This window comes from Mesorhizobium sp. M2A.F.Ca.ET.046.03.2.1 (genome assembly GCF_003952425.1).
Classification (GTDB): Bacteria; Pseudomonadota; Alphaproteobacteria; order Rhizobiales; family Rhizobiaceae; genus Mesorhizobium.
The window spans coordinates 4,524,962-4,541,036 of sequence record NZ_CP034449.1 but is presented as its reverse complement, the minus strand read 5'-3'; the positions used below and the strand labels follow the sequence as shown (position 1 = coordinate 4,541,036).

General features: G+C 63.9%; 21 protein-coding genes. 13 read left to right on the top strand and 8 right to left on the bottom strand.

The features are described from left to right. Nucleotides 1-3: 3 nt before the first annotated feature. Entirely contained in the window at nucleotides 4-588 is a 585-nt protein-coding gene (locus EJ072_RS21715) for an invasion associated locus B family protein (RefSeq protein ID WP_126081221.1), read from the bottom strand. Between the two features lie 115 nt (nucleotides 589-703). On the opposite strand from EJ072_RS21715, the gene EJ072_RS21710 reads away from it, so the two are divergent. Next, nucleotides 704-1,096: a hypothetical protein gene (locus EJ072_RS21710; protein ID WP_245466932.1), complete on the top strand. Its 393-nt coding sequence runs from the start codon at nucleotides 704-706 to the stop codon at nucleotides 1,094-1,096. Between the two features lie 245 nt (nucleotides 1,097-1,341). Beyond that, the gene (locus EJ072_RS21705; protein ID WP_126081220.1) at nucleotides 1,342-1,809 is read left to right on the top strand and encodes an NUDIX hydrolase; all 468 of its coding nucleotides are present in this window, start codon (nucleotides 1,342-1,344) and stop codon (nucleotides 1,807-1,809) included. Between the two features lie 6 nt (nucleotides 1,810-1,815). Here EJ072_RS21705 and EJ072_RS21700 read toward each other — a convergent pair whose 3' ends face one another. The 5 genes from EJ072_RS21700 to EJ072_RS21680 all read right to left on the bottom strand — a co-directional run bounded on the left by EJ072_RS21700 (nucleotide 1,816) and on the right by EJ072_RS21680 (nucleotide 6,999). Beyond that, entirely contained in the window at nucleotides 1,816-2,652 is an 837-nt protein-coding gene (locus tag EJ072_RS21700; protein ID WP_126081219.1) for a citryl-CoA lyase, read from the bottom strand. Next, nucleotides 2,649-3,833 (bottom strand): CoA transferase, encoded by a 1,185-nt coding sequence (locus EJ072_RS21695; protein WP_126081218.1) that lies wholly within the window; start codon nucleotides 3,831-3,833, stop codon nucleotides 2,649-2,651. Before EJ072_RS21695 ends, EJ072_RS21700 begins: the two co-directional genes overlap by 4 nt. 15 nt (nucleotides 3,834-3,848) lie before the next feature. Further along, on the bottom strand, nucleotides 3,849-5,372 hold the full coding sequence (locus tag EJ072_RS21690) for a tripartite tricarboxylate transporter permease (protein WP_126081217.1): 1,524 nt from the start codon (nucleotides 5,370-5,372) through the stop codon (nucleotides 3,849-3,851). Between the two features lie 4 nt (nucleotides 5,373-5,376). After that, nucleotides 5,377-5,913 (bottom strand): tripartite tricarboxylate transporter TctB family protein, encoded by a 537-nt coding sequence (locus tag EJ072_RS21685; RefSeq protein ID WP_126081216.1) that lies wholly within the window; start codon nucleotides 5,911-5,913, stop codon nucleotides 5,377-5,379. A 108-nt stretch (nucleotides 5,914-6,021) separates the two neighbouring features. Further along, nucleotides 6,022-6,999, bottom strand: a complete 978-nt coding sequence (locus EJ072_RS21680; RefSeq protein ID WP_126081215.1) for a tripartite tricarboxylate transporter substrate-binding protein — start codon at nucleotides 6,997-6,999, stop codon at nucleotides 6,022-6,024. A 206-nt stretch (nucleotides 7,000-7,205) separates the two neighbouring features. On the opposite strand from EJ072_RS21680, the gene EJ072_RS21675 reads away from it, so the two are divergent. The 9 genes from EJ072_RS21675 (at nucleotide 7,206) to EJ072_RS21640 (ending at nucleotide 13,204) form a co-directional block, all read left to right on the top strand. Then, nucleotides 7,206-7,958, top strand: coding sequence for an IclR family transcriptional regulator (locus tag EJ072_RS21675; protein ID WP_126081214.1), 753 nt, complete (start codon nucleotides 7,206-7,208; stop codon nucleotides 7,956-7,958). Nucleotides 7,959-8,038: 80 nt separating this feature from the next. Then, the gene (locus EJ072_RS21670) at nucleotides 8,039-8,362 is read left to right on the top strand and encodes a metalloregulator ArsR/SmtB family transcription factor (protein WP_126081213.1); all 324 of its coding nucleotides are present in this window, start codon (nucleotides 8,039-8,041) and stop codon (nucleotides 8,360-8,362) included. Beyond that, the gene (locus EJ072_RS21665; protein ID WP_126081212.1) at nucleotides 8,359-8,763 is read left to right on the top strand and encodes an SRPBCC domain-containing protein; all 405 of its coding nucleotides are present in this window, start codon (nucleotides 8,359-8,361) and stop codon (nucleotides 8,761-8,763) included. The genes EJ072_RS21670 and EJ072_RS21665 overlap by 4 nt, the downstream gene beginning before the upstream one ends. Nucleotides 8,764-8,850: 87 nt before the next feature. Beyond that, on the top strand, nucleotides 8,851-9,084 hold the full coding sequence (locus tag EJ072_RS37350) for a VOC family protein (protein ID WP_281061009.1): 234 nt from the start codon (nucleotides 8,851-8,853) through the stop codon (nucleotides 9,082-9,084). Continuing rightward, nucleotides 9,006-9,242, top strand: coding sequence for a VOC family protein (locus EJ072_RS37345; RefSeq protein ID WP_348525943.1), 237 nt, complete (start codon nucleotides 9,006-9,008; stop codon nucleotides 9,240-9,242). Before EJ072_RS37350 ends, EJ072_RS37345 begins: the two co-directional genes overlap by 79 nt. 39 nt (nucleotides 9,243-9,281) lie before the next feature. After that, nucleotides 9,282-9,515, top strand: coding sequence for a hypothetical protein (locus tag EJ072_RS21655; protein ID WP_126081211.1), 234 nt, complete (start codon nucleotides 9,282-9,284; stop codon nucleotides 9,513-9,515). After that, entirely contained in the window at nucleotides 9,515-9,958 is a 444-nt protein-coding gene (locus EJ072_RS21650) for a DUF1801 domain-containing protein (RefSeq protein ID WP_126081210.1), read from the top strand. Before EJ072_RS21655 ends, EJ072_RS21650 begins: the two co-directional genes overlap by 1 nt. 79 nt (nucleotides 9,959-10,037) lie before the next feature. Next, nucleotides 10,038-10,436: a DUF1801 domain-containing protein gene (locus tag EJ072_RS21645; RefSeq protein ID WP_126081209.1), complete on the top strand. Its 399-nt coding sequence runs from the start codon at nucleotides 10,038-10,040 to the stop codon at nucleotides 10,434-10,436. 281 nt (nucleotides 10,437-10,717) lie between these two features. Beyond that, nucleotides 10,718-13,204, top strand: a complete 2,487-nt coding sequence (locus EJ072_RS21640) for an EAL domain-containing protein (protein WP_126081208.1) — start codon at nucleotides 10,718-10,720, stop codon at nucleotides 13,202-13,204. Between the two features lies 1 nt (nucleotide 13,205). Here the strand turns inward: EJ072_RS21640 and EJ072_RS21635 are convergent, their stop codons facing one another. Next, nucleotides 13,206-13,760, bottom strand: a complete 555-nt coding sequence (locus EJ072_RS21635) for a GNAT family N-acetyltransferase (protein WP_126081207.1) — start codon at nucleotides 13,758-13,760, stop codon at nucleotides 13,206-13,208. A 277-nt stretch (nucleotides 13,761-14,037) separates the two neighbouring features. Between EJ072_RS21635 and EJ072_RS21630 the strand changes: the two genes are divergently transcribed. Continuing rightward, complete coding sequence (locus EJ072_RS21630) at nucleotides 14,038-14,493, top strand: DUF2214 family protein (RefSeq protein WP_126081206.1); 456 nt, start codon at nucleotides 14,038-14,040, stop codon at nucleotides 14,491-14,493. Between the two features lie 117 nt (nucleotides 14,494-14,610). Here EJ072_RS21630 and nth read toward each other — a convergent pair whose 3' ends face one another. Further along, nucleotides 14,611-15,417: an endonuclease III gene (gene nth / locus EJ072_RS21625; RefSeq protein ID WP_126081205.1), complete on the bottom strand. Its 807-nt coding sequence runs from the start codon at nucleotides 15,415-15,417 to the stop codon at nucleotides 14,611-14,613. 23 nt (nucleotides 15,418-15,440) lie between these two features. Between nth and EJ072_RS21620 the strand changes: the two genes are divergently transcribed. Next, nucleotides 15,441-15,935 (top strand): DUF2244 domain-containing protein, encoded by a 495-nt coding sequence (locus EJ072_RS21620; RefSeq protein WP_126081204.1) that lies wholly within the window; start codon nucleotides 15,441-15,443, stop codon nucleotides 15,933-15,935. Nucleotides 15,936-16,075 lie beyond the last annotated feature (140 nt).

Below are 16,075 nucleotides of genomic sequence, written 5' to 3'. Positions count from 1 at the left end.
GGATCAATCCGCCGACAGATCCGCCGTCCGCGCCAGCGCGCTTCCAAAACCGTTGAGCGAGATGGTGAAGGAGATCGGCTGCATGGTGTCCGCGGCGATAGCGTTGATCTTGAGCGTGGTGGCGTTCTGCAGCAGCGGCGTGGTGTCGGCGTCGAATGTCACCGGAACCAGGCAACCCACCGCCTGGCAGGTGCTGAACTGCAGCGTGCCGTCGAGCTTCTTGTCGTCGATTTCGAGCGCGACGCCGTTGGCCAGCGCAAGTCCGAAAGGCAGCGCCAGCGTGCCCGCGGCGTCCTTACCCGTCTTGGTCGTCAATTCGATCGCCAGCAGCCTCTGGCCGCTCTGCTTGTTGAACTGCTGATGCGACAGGCTGCAGACCTTGTTGGTGCCGGTGACCTGGCAGTTCACCGTCCAGTCGCCATGCGTTTCCGAAAGCGCCGACGCGCCACCCGGCAGTTGCGGCTTGGCCGCCGCGCCGGCGGGCTGGGCGGCCACCTTGTCGCCCTTGTTCTGCGCGGCGAATGCCGGCGGACCGACGATGCCCGCGACGGCCAGCATCGCTATGGCAAACTTATACCTGATTTTCATCGAATCCCTCTTTGCCAACCGGCCAGTCGCGTGGACGGGCGGAGCCGCTGTTAGAGCCGCCAGCCGCCGCCGCCGTCAAGTGCAATGCTGAGGCACGGGCCGGATCTCCTTTGGCATGACAATCGATCAGCTGACCATGGCGCCGCCGGTCGAACACCCTATATTAGGCAGAGGTTCTGTTTTTCATGCGGACAAGGAAGCCATGTCGTCCCGCCGCCTATCGACGTTTCTGATTTCAGCTGTCCTGGCGGCCACCGGCTTGCTGGGCATGGCTTCCGGCGTATCGGCCCAGGTCGTCATCCCGACGAATCGCAACGCATTGGTGCAGCAGAACCAGCTGCAACAGTTGCAGAACCAATTGCAGCGGCAGCAATACCAGCAGCAGCAGCAGATCTATCGTGAGCTCGACCGGCCGACAGCGCGCCAGCCTCAGCCCAACGTGCCGGTATATGATCAGACATGTCGCATGGAAGCGGTCGGCAACACGATTTCGCGGGTTTGCCGCTGACATTTTGTTTTTTTAGTTTATTAGCCGACTTAGTTACCGGCAAAATACCGGATTGCAAGGGCGGTGGTTTTAGAGCAATTCCAGGAAAAGTGTGACACGGTTTTCCGTCAGGAATTGCGTAAAAACAGAAAGATAGAGCGGTTCGCCGTTTCCACAAAACGGTGAGACGCTCTAGGGTTTGCAGGGGGACAGGTTTTTGCCGCGTGGTAGCTTGCGGCGGGACGCTGCTCCTACCGGAATTTGGGATGGCAACAACCAAGAAGAAAGCAGTTCGCCGAGCCAAGAAAGGGCAACGGATCCGCCAGGTGGCGGCGATTCCGTTTCGGTTGCGGGAAGACGGTGGCCTCGAAGTGCTGCTGGTCACCTCACGCACCACGCGGCGCTTCATCGTGCCCAAGGGTTGGCCGATGAAAGGCAAGAGCGGACGCAGGGCGGCAACGATCGAAGCCCAGGAAGAGGCCGGTGTTCTCGGCAAGTCGCTGAAGCAGCCTGCCGGTACCTATTCCTATTGGAAACGCATGACCGAGGGCTTCATTCGGGTGGACGTTTCGGTCTATCTCCTCCAAGTCACGGAGGAACTTGCCGATTGGCGGGAGGCCGCGAACCGGCAACGCGCATGGCTGCCGCCGGCAGACGCTGCCCTGCTCATCGACGAGCCTGAGCTTTCGACGCTGCTCCGGGATCTGACCATTCCAGCGCCCGATCCGGCTTAAACCGTCCTATTCGGTGTCGGGAAAAGGCCGTACCGGCATGCCGGTATAGGCCCACAGCCATTCCCGGGGCAGCGGCCCCTTGTTGCGGTCGCCTTGTTGCGACTGTTCCCATGCATGCGCCAGAATGCCGACCGACCGCGACAAAACGAACAGGCCGCGCGTCAGCGCCGGGGGGAACCCGAGCTCGCCATAGATGACGGCCGTCGTGCCGTCGATGTTGAGCGGGATCGTCTTGCCCTTGCGCGCGGCGACTTCCGCCTCGATTGCCCCGGCAATGTCGGCAAAACGCCCACTGACCACGCCGCGCGCGGCGAATTCCCGCGTCAGCTCGATGAGGCGGGGCGCGCGCGGATCGACCGGGTGGAAGCGGTGGCCAAGCCCCGGCACATAGCCTTTCTCCTCGGCGAAGAAACGATCGAGCCGCGTCTTCACTGCCTGGGCAAGAGGCGTGCCGCCATCCATCGCCGCGGCGATATCGCCATAGAAGGAAAGCGCCTGCTCGCCGGCGCCCCCATGCACGTCGCCAAGCACGTTGATGGCCGACGCCATCGCGTTGTTGATGCCGACGCCGCAAGTGGCGGCCATGCGGGCGATCGCGATCGACGGGGCCTGCGGACCGTGGTCGACGGCCGCGCCCAGCGCAATGCCGAGCAGTGCCGCCTGCTCTTCGCTTGGCAATTCGCCGCGCAGCATCAGCCAGATCATCGCCGGGAAGCTGACGCGGCCGATCAGATCCTGGATCTCGTAGCCGCGCAGCCGGATGACGCCCGGCCGCATCTCGATGATGGACGTTTGCCACCATTCCTCCGCGCGCCCGCGGCCGGTCTTTTTATCTTCGCTCATGCCTGCGCCCTCGACGTACCGCGCCCGGGCAAGGCGGCGAACACCTCGTCCGTATGCTCGCCAAGGCGCGGCGGCGGTGCCGTTGGCGTGGGCGCCACGCCGTCGACCATGAAGCCGCCGCGCACCACCGTCAGCGGCCGATCCATGCCGGACATGCCCTCGAACGAGGAAGCCATGCCGCGCTCGGTGACCTGAGGCTCCTCGAGCACCTGCGGGATCGTCAGCACCCGCCCTGCCGGCACGCCGGCACGGTTGAGTTTCTCTTCCCACGTCGCCGCCGAAGCGCTGCCAAGCGCGTCCTCGATCAGCACCTTCAGCGCTGCCCGGTTCTGCTTGCGCGTCTCGCGCTCGGCAAAGCGTGTATCCGACGCCAACTCCGGCCGCCCGATCAACCCGCAAAGGGTCACGAATTGCTCCTGCTTGTTGGCCGCGATGTTGAGCAACCCCTCGCCGGTGTGGAACGCGCCGGAAGGTGCGGCCGTCATGTTCTCATTGCCCATCGGCTTTGGCTCGACGCCAGCCGTCAGATAGTTCGACACCGGCCAGCCCAGCGCCGACAGCGTGCATTCGAGCATCGAGACGTCGAGAAAGGCGCCCTCGCCTTTTGTCTTCTGCTTCACCAGCGCCGCGGCGATGGCGAAGGCGCCGACCAGCCCGCCCAGCGTGTCGGCCACTGGATAGCCGACGCGCAGCGGCGCCGTTTCCGGCGTGCCGGTAATGCTCATGATCCCCGACAGGCCCTGGATGATCTGGTCGTAGGCGGGATTGCCGCGCATCGGCCCGGTCTGGCCGAAACCGGATATCGCGCAATAGACGAGGCCCGGTCGGACTTCCTTCAGCTTTTCATGGCCGAGGCCGAGGCGATTCATCACCCCCGGCCGGAAATTCTCGACCAGCGCGTCGGCCGTCGCCACCAGGTCGAGGAAACGCTCGCGATCGTCGGGCTTCTTCAGGTCGAGCACAACAGATCGTTTGCCGGAGTTCTGCGCCAGGAACGAGGCCCCCATACCGGCCTGGTTGAGTTCAGGCGAGGCGCCGAGCTGGCGCGCAAGATCCCCGCCCGGCGGCGCCTCGACCTTTATGACGTCGGCGCCGAGCAGCGCCAGCTGGTAGGCGCAGTAGGGACCCGCCAGCACATTGGTGAGGTCGAGGACGCGGATACCGGAAAGCAGGTCTGTCATGATGCTCCAACCCGGTCAGGCATCGCCCGGCACATGCTCCGGCCCGCGCCTGCGCCGGTGCTCGATCCAGGCCCAGATATGCGGCCCGACAAGGCCGATGAAGGCGAGCGTCAAAAGCGTCAGCGACAGCGGATGCCGGAAGAACACCGTCCAGTCGCCGTTTTCTATCGTCATCGCGCGGCGGAACTGCGTTTCGGCAAGCGGTCCCAGGATCATGCCAATGATCACCGGCGCTGTCGGGAAATCGAAGCGCCGCATCAGGAAGCCTGCCGCGCCCAAGAGATAGAGGATCGCGAGATCGATCGGGGACTGCGAGATGCCGTAAGTGCCGACGGTGGCGAACACCAGGATGCCGGCATAGAGCTGCGGCGCCGGGATCTTCAGGAGCCGCACCCAAAGGCCGATCAGCGGCAGGTTGAGGACGACCAGGATGACGTTGGCGATGAACAGGCTGGCGATCAGGCCCCAGACCAGATTGGCCTGCGTCGTCAAAAGCAGCGGCCCCGGATTGATGCCGTAGCTCTGGAAGGCCGACAGCATGATCGCCGCGGTCGCCGAGGTCGGCAGGCCGAGGGTCAGCATCGGCACCAGGACGCCGGCGGCCGATGCATTGTTGGCGGCTTCCGGCCCCGCGACGCCTTCGATGGCGCCGACCGTGCCGAACTCCTCCTTATGCTTCGAAAGCTTCTTCTCGATCGCATAGGACAGGAAGGTCGGGATCTCGGCGCCTCCGGCCGGCATGGCGCCGATCGGAAAGCCGATCGCGGCGCCCCTGAGCCAAGGCTTCCACGAGCGCGCCCATTCGGCCGCCGTCATGTAGAGCGAACCTTTCAGCGGCACGATCTCGTCCTTGCCGGCATAGCGGCGCGAGGCCATGTAGAGCGTCTCGCCGACGGCGAACAGGCCGACCGCGATGATGATGACGTCGACACCGTCGAGCAATTCGGCCGTGCCGAAGGTGAAGCGCGGCTGTCCGGTCTGCAGGTCGACGCCGATCATGCCGACGACAAAGCCGGCGAACAGGCTGGTCAGTCCTCGCACCGACGACGAACCGAGCACCGCCGAGACGGTGATGAAGGCCAGCACCATCAGCGAGAAATATTCGGCCGGCCCGAACTTCAGCGCGTATTTGACCACGGTCGGAGCCAGGAAGGCGACACCCAGCGTGCCGAGCGTGCCGGCAACGAAGGAGCCGATCGCCGAGGTGGCGAGCGCCGCCCCGCCGCGCCCCGAACGCGCCATGCGGTTGCCCTCGAGCGCGGTGACGATCGTGGCGCTTTCGCCAGGCGTGTTGAGCAGGATCGACGTCGTCGAGCCGCCATACATCGCGCCGTAATAGATGCCGGCAAACAAAATGAACGAGGCCTCCGGCGCCACCTGGTAGGTGATCGGCAACAAGAGCGCGATGGTCAGCGCCGGCCCGAGCCCGGGCAGCACGCCGATCGCCGTTCCGAGCGTCGTGCCGACAAGGCACCATAACAGGTTGGTCGGCGTGAAGGCGACAGCGAACCCGTGCGCGAGATGGCTGAGCGTGTCCATGATCTCAGCCCCCCTTGCCGCCGAGCATGGCGCCCATCAGCGCGTTGAGCTGGTTCTCGATCAGGCCGGCACCGATGTTGACGCCGAGCGCCTTGGCGAAGCCGAAATAGGCGGCAAGCGCCAGCACGAGGCCGAGCAGCGCGTCACGCAGCGGGTGCCGGCTGCCGAAGCCGAAACAGACCAGCACGAACATGATGACCGAGGCCGCGGTGAAGCCGAGCGGCTGGATGAGCACGAGGTTGGCAACGAGACCCGCCGCCACGAGGCCCATCGCCTTCCAATCGGTCGGCGTTTCCTTTTCCTCCTCCGGCTGCCAGCCGCCGCGAATGGCGGCGAGGATGAGCAGCAGCGACAGCAAGATCATCCCGGCCATGGTGATATAGGGGAAGACCGTCGGGCCGACCTTGGAGTAGAGCGGCGAGACCGGGATCGCCAGCGTCTGCCAGGCGACGGCGCCGGCGCAGGCGAGAAGCCCGACGCCGATCAGTAATTCAGGTAAGGCAAGACCCGGCGGTGACGCCTGATGGTCGCTGGTGCTCATGATCTCCTCGCCGGATGGCCGGCACGCGGCTGCCGGCATCGCCGCAGTCCATTTCCTGCTTGCATGCTGTCACGGAGGCGGTGCCGCCTCCGTGATCCGGTGGACGCCTCAGGCGAGACCGAGATCCTTCAAAATGGCGCCGATGCGGGCGGTGTCCTCGGTGACGAACTTGGCGTAGTCGTCGCCAGTGAGCAGGATCGGCGTCCAGTTGCGGTTCTTGCACTCTGTCGCCCAGGCGTCGCTCTTGGCCATGGTCTCGATCAGCTTGATCATCGCCGCCTTGTCGTCGTCGGACACGCCGGGCGGCGCGAAGACGCCGCGCCAGTTGAACAGCTCGACATCGAAACCGGCCTCCTTCAGCGTCGGCGCATCGATGCCGTCCTGGCGCTTGTCGGCCGAGATGGCGAGCAGCCGGAGCGCGCCGGCCTTGATCTGCTCGGAGAATTCGCCGTAGCCGGAAATGCCGGCCGCGACCTGGTTGCCGAGCAGCGCCGACAGCGCCTCGCCGCCACCGGCGAACGGCACATAGGAGAGGTTCGCCGCCGGCACGCCGGCCGTCTTGGCGATCAGGCCGAACAGGATGTGGTCGGAACCGCCTGCCGAGCCGCCGGCAACCGGAACCTTGGTCGGATCGGCTTTCAGCGCGGCGACGAAATCGCCGGTCGTCTTGAACGGCGATTCCGCAGGCACCACCAGCGCCTCGAACTCACCCGTAAGGCGAGCGATCGGTGTCACCTCGGTAAGATTGTTGGCTGCCTTGTTGGCGATGATGGCGCCAACCATGACCATGCCGGCGACCATCAGCGAATTGCCCTTGCCTTTCCACTGATTAACGAATTGCGGCAGGCCGACCGTGCCACCGGCGCCGCCGACATTGGTGATCTGCGAGCCGGATATGAGCTTCTCGGAGCGCAGCACCTGGTCGATCGTGCGCGCCGTCTGGTCCCAGCCGCCACCGGGCGCCGCCGGAACAAAAATCTGGATCTGCGGCACGTCCTGCGCCAAGGCGGGGGTAAAATGCAGCGCGGTGAAACCAGCGGCGCCGACGGCTGCCGTGCTCGTCAGGAATTTGCGTCTGTTCAGCATGGGGATTTCCTCCAAATCACGACACCTCTCCTCCAGGTGCCCTGCCAAGACGAGGCCCGACACAGGCCTTCACTTCGATTTCAAGCAAATGTTATCTCGTTCTGTCAATAGGAATACCATTCTGCTAGACAGAACGGCGGCGTCGGGATTAAATCTCGTGTCCGGATCAGTTCCGGATGGGCGACTGCGATGAAATCACCGTTGCAATGACAGACACGCCTCCCAGCTCGGCACGGGCCGACGGCGTTGCCGCGCTTGAACGCGCTATCGCCATTCTCGATGCCTTCACCGCTGCCGACCGCTCGCTCGGTCTGGCCGAAATCGCCGCCCGTACCGGCCTTTACAAGAGCACGATCCTGCGGCTGGCAAATTCCCTGATACGCGGGCAATTGCTGGAGCGCCTGGATGATGGGCGCTATCGCATCGGGCCTGCCGCATTCCGGCTTGGCGCGCTCTACCAGCGGTCCGTCGTGGCGATGGACGTCCTGCTGCCAATCATGCGCGATCTTTCCGAGCAGAGCTGGGAAAGCGTCGCTTTCTACGTGCGCTCCGGTGATCTGCGCACTTGCCTTTACCGTGTCGAATCCAAGCATCCGATCCGCTACACGATCCGCGAAGGCGATGTGCTGCCTCTGCTTGTCGGCTCCGGCGGCCGGGTGCTTGCCGCCTTTTCGGGCCAGGAGGGCGAGCCCTACGAAACGATCCGCAACACCTACAACTACATCTCGATCGGCGACCGCGACCCGCAGACCGCCGGCATATCCGCGCCCGTCTTCGGACCAGGACGCACACTGCTCGGCGCGCTGACGCTCGCAGGGCCGAGCACGCGCGTCGACGCGGCCTTTCTCGAGCGCATGAAACGCCCGCTGCTGGAAGCCGCCGCGCGCGCTACCCGCGCCTTCGGCGAGGATGCCTTCATGCTGGACGTGGCAGCCCTCAACACGGGCGCCGGCAACTAGCGCCGTCCAGGTTTCTGCTTGACTCACATATATCCCGATGGTTATACGTCAATCAATAGCCAACGGGTTATCGATCTGAGATGCCGGCCACGCACGATATGCTGTTCAGGACGCTTGCCGATCCGACGCGGCGCGCCATCTTCGAACGTCTCTGTCGCCAGGGCGAGCAGACGGTCGGAGCCCTCACCGCGCAGGCAGGTGTGTCGCAGCCGGCGGTGTCGAAGCATCTGGGCGTGCTCAAGGAAGCGGGGCTGGTGCGCGACCGCCATGAAGGGCGCCAGACCCATTACAGCGCGCAGCTCAAGGCGCTTGCGCCGTTGATGGATTGGACGCGCGACATGGCGGGGTTTTGGGAAAGCCGGTTCGACGATCTCGAAGACCTGCTCAAAAGGATGGATCAATGAACGAAGCCGCAACGCGCTCCGTCATCGTCGAACGCGAGATACCTTTTGCGCCGGAAAAGATTTGGCGCGCGCTTACCCAACCGCATCTCATCGAGGCGTGGCTGATGAAGAACGACTTCAAGCCGGTCGTGGACCATCGCTTCAATCTGAGCGCCGAATGGGGTGGCGTCGACTGCCAGGTGCGGACGGTCGAACCAAACCGGACGCTGTCCTACAGCTGGGACACCAAGGACCTCGAGAGCGTGGTCACCTGGACGCTGACCCCGACGGGCACGGGCACGCATCTGCGTATGGAGCAGGTCGGCTTCCGCACGGATCAGGAGCCGTATTACCGCGGCGCCACCGTCGGCTGGAAGAGATACCTGGCGACCTTGGAGGAGGTCCTTTCGCGGCTCGACTGAAGGTCGCCGCCAACAGCAGGACTGCTCGGAACAACACACTGTTTGGCGGGGCGGCACACCGCAGGCGTAAGCCATGGAGATATCGAAATGAAGATCAAGTTGACCAGCATCTATGTCGACGACCAGGAGAAGGCCCTCGCCTTCTACACCGGCGTTCTGGGCTTCACCAGGAAGGCGGATTTCACCAACGGTCCATTCCGCTGGCTGACCGTCACCTCGCCCGACGATCCGGATGCACCGAACTGCAGCTGGCACTCAACGACAATCCGGCGGCAAAGACCTATCAGCAGGCCATCTTCAAGCAGGGCCAGCCGGCGCTGATGCTGTTCAGCGACGACATCAAGGCCGACCACGAGCGCATTAAGGCCAAGGGCGGCAATTTTGCCATGGCGCCGACCGCGGTGACCGGCGCCACCATCGCGCAGCTCAACGACACCTGCGGCAACCTCGTCCAGCTTTCGCAGCTGGCGCGCTGGTAGGCGCCTCGATCCGTCTCGTCATTTGCAAGGGAGGTTACATTGAGCTGGAGCAAGTGGATCAGGCAGCTTCATCGCTGGCTGTCGATCATCTTCACCGTCACCGTCATTGCCAATTTCGCCGCCATGGCCATGGGCCCGCCGCCCGCCTGGATCGTCTATTCGCCGTTGATCCCGCTTTTCCTGCTTTTGTTCAGCGGACTCTACATGTTCGTGCTGCCCTATGCCGCCAGAAGGCGCGGCGAGCCGTCGCCCGAGCGCACGGGATCGGCCTGATGGCGAAGGCGAAATCGAAAGCCGACGCATCTCCGCACGAGAAGCCGGTCCTGCTTTCAGGCGGCAATCCGCAGATCGCCAAGGGCCATGGCGACGCTCCCGTGCAGGCCTATATCGCGGCGATGCCGGGCTGGAAGAGCGAGGTCGGGCGCCGGCTCGACCAGCTCATCGTGCAAGCCATTCCCAACGTGCAGAAGGCCGTCAAATGGAATTCGCCACTCTACGGCATGAAGGACGAAGGCTGGTTTCTCGGCATCCATTGCTTCGCCAGCTACATCAAGGTGGCGTTCTTCCGCGGCCTGTCGCTGGACCCCGTGCCTCCGGTCGAATCCAAGAGCGGGGACACGCGCTATTTGCATATCCGTGAGGACGATCGGCTCGACGAGAAGCGGTTCGTTTCCTGGGTGAAACAGGCGAGCCGGCTGCCCGGCGAACGGATGTAAGCGCAAGGAAGGATCAAGCGCCGCCCTCCCGAAGGACCACGGCGGCGATGTCATATCCGGCATTGAGGAGAAACCAGACATGCAAAAAGACGGCGAGCAGGACGGCAGGTCTGCGTCCGAGCTGATCGATAGAAGGATCGAGGAACTGGGCGACTGGCGCGGCGAGATGCTTGCCCGGCTCCGCGCCCTGATCCGCCAGGCCGCGCCGGAAGCCGTCGAGACATGGAAATGGCGCGGCGTGCCGGTTTGGGAGGATGCCGGCATCATCTGCACCGGCGAGACCTACAAGGCCGTCGTCAAGCTGACCTTCGCCAGAGGCGCGGCGCTGCCCGACCCCAAGAAGCTCTTCAACTCCAGCCTCGAAGGCAACACGAGGCGCGCCATCGATTTCAAGCAAGGCGACACGATCGACGCCGATGCGCTGAAGGCGCTCGTACGCGAAGCCGTGACCCTCAACAGATCGAGGGCCAAGCGCTGAGAGAGGACTGCGGTATAACGCTATCGGGTTGATGTTGCCGGCTTTTTCTTCCGCGCACCGGCAACACGGATCAATACATCGCATCACCCGGCGTAAGCGTCTGCCAGGCAACAATTCATGAAACAAGTACCGGACAAATTTATCGGCCGTTAAGCCAAGAGCGCTATCTGGATCGATGTCGCCGGCAACGGGGCGACATGCGGGGAAAAATATCGTCTCAACCGACGGATGAGCCAGTCGGACAGACGCCGGGGGAGCAGAACGAGCTCCATGGGAATGGGATGAAGTTCTCGTCGACCGATGCCGGTCCGCGTCTGATAGGGCTGGTCTGTCCCTTCGTCGCGGTGGTCCTGACCCAGGCGCTGGTCGCAACCCTCAGCCTCCACACATTATCCGCGGTCCGCGCCTATGTCGGCGGCGAAAGCCAATGGTCGAAAGGCCGGATGCACGCCATCTATTTCCTGAACCTTTATGCCGATACCGGCCGGCAGGAATATTTCAACGAATATCGTCAAGCCATCGCCGTGCCGCTCGCCGATCGCGCCGCGCGGCTGGCGCTCGAACAGGCCGAGCCCGACACGAATGCGGCCCGGCTTGGCTTTCTCGGCGGCAACAACCACCCCGACGATGTTGACGGCCTGATCTGGCTGTTCCGGAATTTCCGCGGCGTCAGCTATCTCGACACCGCGATCCGCCACTGGAGGGATGCCGACGAGATGATCCTCGCCATCGAGGGACTTGGCGACGAGATGAATCGAAGGCTGGAAAAAGGGCCGGCAACGCTAGCCGAGATCAGCCTCTGGAAGGCGAAAATCCACCAGCTCGACCGCCGGATCGGGCCGCTGGCCAAGGCGTTTTCCGACAGCCTCGGCGAGGGATCCCGCTTCATCAAGATGGCGCTGACGGCGGCCAATCTCGCCACCGCCGCCCTGCTTATCCTGCTCGTCGTCTGGCGCACGCGCAAGCTGATGATACAGCGCCAGGCGTTTCAGAGCGCCCTCAACGCCGAGCGCGAGCGTGCCCAGATCACGCTGGCCTCGATCGGCCAGGCCGTCATCAGCACCGATGCCGAGGGGCGGCTTGACTATATGAATGCCGGGGCGGAGCGGCTGCTTGCCTGCTCGCTGGCCGCAGCCAGGGGCAGGCCCATCGCCTCGTTGTTCCGGCTTGTCGACAAGGACAGCGGCGTCGAGGAGACCGATCTGATCGCGCGCCTGCTGGCAGGCGAGCCGCGCCGCTCCAATGTGCGCCCGCAGCTCCTGGAGCGTCCCGACAGCTCGGTCGTGCCGGTGGCGCTGAACGGCGCGCCGCTGATCGTCTCAGGCCAGATCCTCGGCTGTGTCCTGGCCCTGCACGAGATGACGCGCGAGCAGGATTATATCGAGCGCCTGTCGTGGCAGGCATCGCATGATGCGCTGACCGGTCTCGTCAACTGCCGCGACTTCGAGAACCGGCTGGCAGGCGCGATCTCCGAAGCGCCGGAAAGGTCGCGCAGGCATGCGCTGATGTATCTCGACCTCGACCAGTTCAAGCTGGTCAACGACACATGCGGCCATGCCGCCGGCGACCAGCTGCTGCGCCAGATCTCGGTGCTGCTCGCCAACGAGCTGCCGCCCGGCGACATCCTGGCCAGGCTCGGCGGCGACGAGTTCGGCGTGCTGCTCTTCGATTGCGATGCCGACTGTGCCGCCGCAACCGCCGAACGGCTGCGCGCCACGGTCCAGGACCTGCATTTCTCCTGGGACGGACGTCCCTTCAACATCAGCGTCAGCATCGGCATGGTCGAAGTCGCCAACGTCGGCATGACGCTGGAGGAGGTGCTGCGCGCAGCCGACGTCGCCTGCTACATGGCGAAGGAAAAGGGCCGCAACCGCATCCATTTCCACAGCGAGGGCGACACCGCGCTGCGCGAGCGCTTCGGCGAGATGGCCTGGGTGCAGCGTCTGCACGCCGCACTGGATCAGAACCGCTTCAGGCTGCATGCGCAAGAGATCGCGCCCCTGCGCGACGATATCCCGGAGCAGGGCGCGCATATCGAAATCCTGCTCAGGCTGACCGACGAGGACGGCAGCTTCGTCACGCCGCAGAGCTTCATCCCGGCGGCGGAGCGCTACGGATTGATGCCGGCGATCGACCGCTGGGTGGTGCGCGACACCCTCGCCACCTTGGCGGCCAGGCGCGCCGACCCGCACGCGACGCCGATATCCACCTGCGCGATCAATCTCTCCGGCGCCACCTTCGGCGACGAGACCTTCCTCGGCTTCATGCGCGAGCAGTTCGCCGCGCACGCCATCGTCCCCGAAACGATCTGTCTGGAGATCACCGAGACCAGCGCCATTGCAAATCTTTCCGAAGCCATGCGCTTCATCGCCGATCTGCGCGGGCTTGGCTGCCGCTTCGCGCTCGACGATTTCGGCTCCGGCATGTCGTCCTTCGCCTATCTGAAGCATTTGCCGGTCGACTACCTCAAGATCGACGGCAGCTTCGTCAAGGACATGCTCGACGACCGCATCGACCGCGCGATGGTCGAGATGATCCATCACATCGGCAAGGTGACGGGAAAACGCACCATCGCCGAATTCGTCGAAAGCGAGGGCATCATCGACGCCTTGAAAGCGATCGGCGTCGACTATGCGCAGGGCTATGCGATTGCGCGTCCCCAGCCATTCGACGCAACCACGGTGCTGCGCGGCAATCGCAGCGAGCGCGATGCAACGGCGGATGGATGGGAGACTTTGGCGCGGACGCTGCGCCGCAAAGCCAGCTAATCTAGGCGACAACCCCTCCGGCCCGCCGTTCCAACAGGATCGTCGGCTTCTCATGATAGGTGGTCCGCAAAATCTCTCCATAACCGTTCTTTTCGGCGACCTTCAGCGAAGCGCCGTTTTCCGGATCGATGATGCAGACGGTTCTCGCTTGTCCCAACGCCTCGTCGCTCCAGGCGACGATCCGCCCGACGACCTCGCTCGCAAGCCCCCGGCCGTGCGCCTCCGAAGCCAGGGCCCAGCCGGCTTCCGGCACGCCTTCGATCGAAGGTTCGATCTCGCGCTTCAGATCATGGAAGCCGGCCTCGCCGATGAAGCGCCCCGTCGCCTTGTCCTCGATCGCCCAGAAACCGTAGCCGATCAACGACCACAGCCCGGCATGGCGCAGGAAGCGCATCCAGCTTTCCTCGCGCGTGCGCGGCTTGCCGCCGATGAAACGGGTGACGGCAGGTTCCGTCCACATGGCGGCATAGGTCTCGAAATCGCCCGGACGATGGGGCCGCAGGATGGTCCGCGCCGTCTCGAGGATCGGCACGCCAGCTTCCGTCTTGATGCTCATGGCACTCCTCTCGTTGAGACGGCAGCGGTTAGTGTGTTTCACCGTTTCGCGAAATGGTGAAACACACTAACTCTTTGTTTTCACGAAATTCCGGACGGAAAACCGCTCACACTTTCCTGGAATTGCTCTAGCAAACCGGCGTCCCCCGGCAAGGGCCAGGGTTGGCCGGGATCATCCTCCAGCGCAACGATTTCGCCGTCTGGGAATCTTGACCGATGATGCTACTCTTCTGACACGGTATCCAGCCGCGTCGCGGCCGCCAGGCGCAGGGAAGAACATGGACACCACTGACCTTGTATTGGCTATTCTCCATCACCTGCTGGTGTTCTCGCTGGCCGGCATCATCGGGGCCGAGTTCGTGCTGGTGCGCGACGATCTGGGTGCGGCGACGCTGAAGCGCCTTGCCGGCATCGACCGCCATTACGGCATCATCGCCGCGCTGATCATCATCGTCGGCATCTGCCGGGTGTTCTTCGGCCTGAAGGGTTGGGAATTCTATGTCTACAATTGGGTGTTCTGGGCAAAGATGGCGGCCTTCGCCATCGTCGGCCTGCTGTCGATCGTGCCGACCACGCGCTTCCTCTCCTGGAACAGGCAGGCGAACGGCAATCCGTCTTTCGCCGTGCCGGCGGCGGAACTGGCCTCGGTGAAGAACTATGTCCGCGCCGAAGGCTTCATCTTCCTGCTCATTCCGGTCTTTGCCGCGGCCATGGCGCGCGGCTACGGCTATTAGAGCCAGACCCGCTCTAAAGCATGTCTCCCGAAAGTGGTTACCGGTTTCGGGGTAAAGACATGCGCAAAATAAAAAACCTAAAGCGCATGGAGCGAGACTGAAAGATCGCGACGCGCTTTAGGCCTCGGCCGCAAACGTCTCATCCAGCGGCGCGATCGGCATCAGCGGCGCCGGAATGTCGGTGGTCTTTTCCTTCGACTTGCAGATATCGGCGATCACGCAGGCCGGGCAATCGGGCTTGCGCGCCTTGCAGACATAGCGGCCATGCAGGATCAGCCAGTGATGCGCATGTCGCATGAACTCGGCCGGGATGACCTTGAGCAGCCCCTGCTCGACCTGTTCCGGCGTCTTGCCGGGAGCCAGCCCAATCCGATTGCCGATGCGGAAGATATGCGTGTCGACCGCCATCGTGTGCTGGCCGAAGGCGACGTTGAGCACGACATTGGCGGTCTTGCGCCCGACGCCCGGCAGCTTCACCAGCTCGTCTCGATCCTGCGGCACCTGGCCCGCATAATCATCGATCAGCGCCTTCGACAGCGCGATCACGTTCTTCGCTTTGTTCCGCCACAGCCCTATCGTGCGGATGTAGTCGCCGACCTTGGCCTCGCCCAGCGCCAGCATCCTGGCTGGCGTGTCGGCAGCCGCGAACAATGCCTTGGTCGCCTTGTTGACGCCCGCGTCGGTTGCCTGCGCTGACAGCACCACCGCGACCAGCAGGGTGAAGGCGTTGACATAGTCGAGCTCGCCTTTCGGCTCAGGCCGCTGCACGGAAAAGCGCCTGAAGATCTCATGCACCTCGGCGGCACTGTAGAGCGACCGGGAAGCCGCTTTTCGCGGCCGTGTACCAGCCGCCGGGCCGCCGCCGGCAGGGGCGGGTTGAGGCTTTTTGACAGCGATGGATTTTTTGGACTTGGGAGGCGCCATGTCCCTTCCTATAATATCCCCTCATGAGCGACACAAACGCGTCATTCGAAGCCGACCAGCCATTTTTCCAGGCCCTGCTGACGCCGCACCGCTCGCTCGGCCGCACCGGTTTCCTGATCCTGATGGGGGCGCTTGTCTTCGGCTGGGCGGTCACCGGCGCCTTTTTCCTGGCGCATGGCGCCTGGCCGGTGTTCGGCTTCTTCGGCCTCGATGTGATCGCCGTCTATATCGCTTTCCGCGCCAACTATCGCGCCGCGCGCGCCCGCGAGGAAATCTCGGTATCGCGCACCAGCCTCGACATCCGCAAGACAGCACCTTCCGGACGCTCGGAGGCGCATCATTTCAACCCGTTCTGGACGCGGTTCTCGATCGCCCGCCACAGCGAAATCGGCATCACCAGGATGGCCGTCGAAGCGCAGGGCAAGAGCGTGGCGATCGGCGGCTTCCTCAATCCCGACGACCGCGAAAGCTTCGCCACCGCCTTTTCGCGCGCGCTGGCGACCGCCAAGACGCGCTGAGCATGATCCCGAACCGAAGTCCGCGTCAGCGAAAAGTGGACGCCGGTTTTGCTTTCGCTGAGCTGCGGTTCGGACAAGATCATGCTCCGAGCAAGTCAAGCAAATCAGAAGCGGTAGCGCAGCAGCCTGCCGACCTTGCG

Excerpts from the sequence above, each read along its gene's own strand:
- EJ072_RS21715 (WP_126081221.1), bottom strand. The coding sequence starts at position 588 with ATGAAAATCAGGTATAAGTTTGCCATAGCGATGCTGGCCGTCGCGGGC.
- EJ072_RS21710 (WP_245466932.1), top strand. The coding sequence starts at position 704 with ATGACAATCGATCAGCTGACCATGGCGCCGCCGGTCGAACACCCTATA.
- EJ072_RS21705 (WP_126081220.1), top strand. The coding sequence starts at position 1,342 with ATGGCAACAACCAAGAAGAAAGCAGTTCGCCGAGCCAAGAAAGGGCAA.
- EJ072_RS21700 (WP_126081219.1), bottom strand. The coding sequence starts at position 2,652 with ATGAGCGAAGATAAAAAGACCGGCCGCGGGCGCGCGGAGGAATGGTGG.
- EJ072_RS21695 (WP_126081218.1), bottom strand. The coding sequence starts at position 3,833 with ATGACAGACCTGCTTTCCGGTATCCGCGTCCTCGACCTCACCAATGTG.
- EJ072_RS21690 (WP_126081217.1), bottom strand. The coding sequence starts at position 5,372 with ATGGACACGCTCAGCCATCTCGCGCACGGGTTCGCTGTCGCCTTCACG.
- EJ072_RS21685 (WP_126081216.1), bottom strand. The coding sequence starts at position 5,913 with ATGAGCACCAGCGACCATCAGGCGTCACCGCCGGGTCTTGCCTTACCT.
- EJ072_RS21680 (WP_126081215.1), bottom strand. The coding sequence starts at position 6,999 with ATGCTGAACAGACGCAAATTCCTGACGAGCACGGCAGCCGTCGGCGCC.
- EJ072_RS21675 (WP_126081214.1), top strand. The coding sequence starts at position 7,206 with ATGACAGACACGCCTCCCAGCTCGGCACGGGCCGACGGCGTTGCCGCG.
- EJ072_RS21670 (WP_126081213.1), top strand. The coding sequence starts at position 8,039 with ATGCCGGCCACGCACGATATGCTGTTCAGGACGCTTGCCGATCCGACG.
- EJ072_RS21665 (WP_126081212.1), top strand. The coding sequence starts at position 8,359 with ATGAACGAAGCCGCAACGCGCTCCGTCATCGTCGAACGCGAGATACCT.
- EJ072_RS37350 (WP_281061009.1), top strand. The coding sequence starts at position 8,851 with ATGAAGATCAAGTTGACCAGCATCTATGTCGACGACCAGGAGAAGGCC.
- EJ072_RS21650 (WP_126081210.1), top strand. The coding sequence starts at position 9,515 with ATGGCGAAGGCGAAATCGAAAGCCGACGCATCTCCGCACGAGAAGCCG.
- EJ072_RS21645 (WP_126081209.1), top strand. The coding sequence starts at position 10,038 with ATGCAAAAAGACGGCGAGCAGGACGGCAGGTCTGCGTCCGAGCTGATC.
- EJ072_RS21640 (WP_126081208.1), top strand. The coding sequence starts at position 10,718 with ATGAAGTTCTCGTCGACCGATGCCGGTCCGCGTCTGATAGGGCTGGTC.
- EJ072_RS21635 (WP_126081207.1), bottom strand. The coding sequence starts at position 13,760 with ATGAGCATCAAGACGGAAGCTGGCGTGCCGATCCTCGAGACGGCGCGG.
- EJ072_RS21630 (WP_126081206.1), top strand. The coding sequence starts at position 14,038 with ATGGACACCACTGACCTTGTATTGGCTATTCTCCATCACCTGCTGGTG.
- nth (WP_126081205.1), bottom strand. The coding sequence starts at position 15,417 with ATGGCGCCTCCCAAGTCCAAAAAATCCATCGCTGTCAAAAAGCCTCAA.
- EJ072_RS21620 (WP_126081204.1), top strand. The coding sequence starts at position 15,441 with ATGAGCGACACAAACGCGTCATTCGAAGCCGACCAGCCATTTTTCCAG.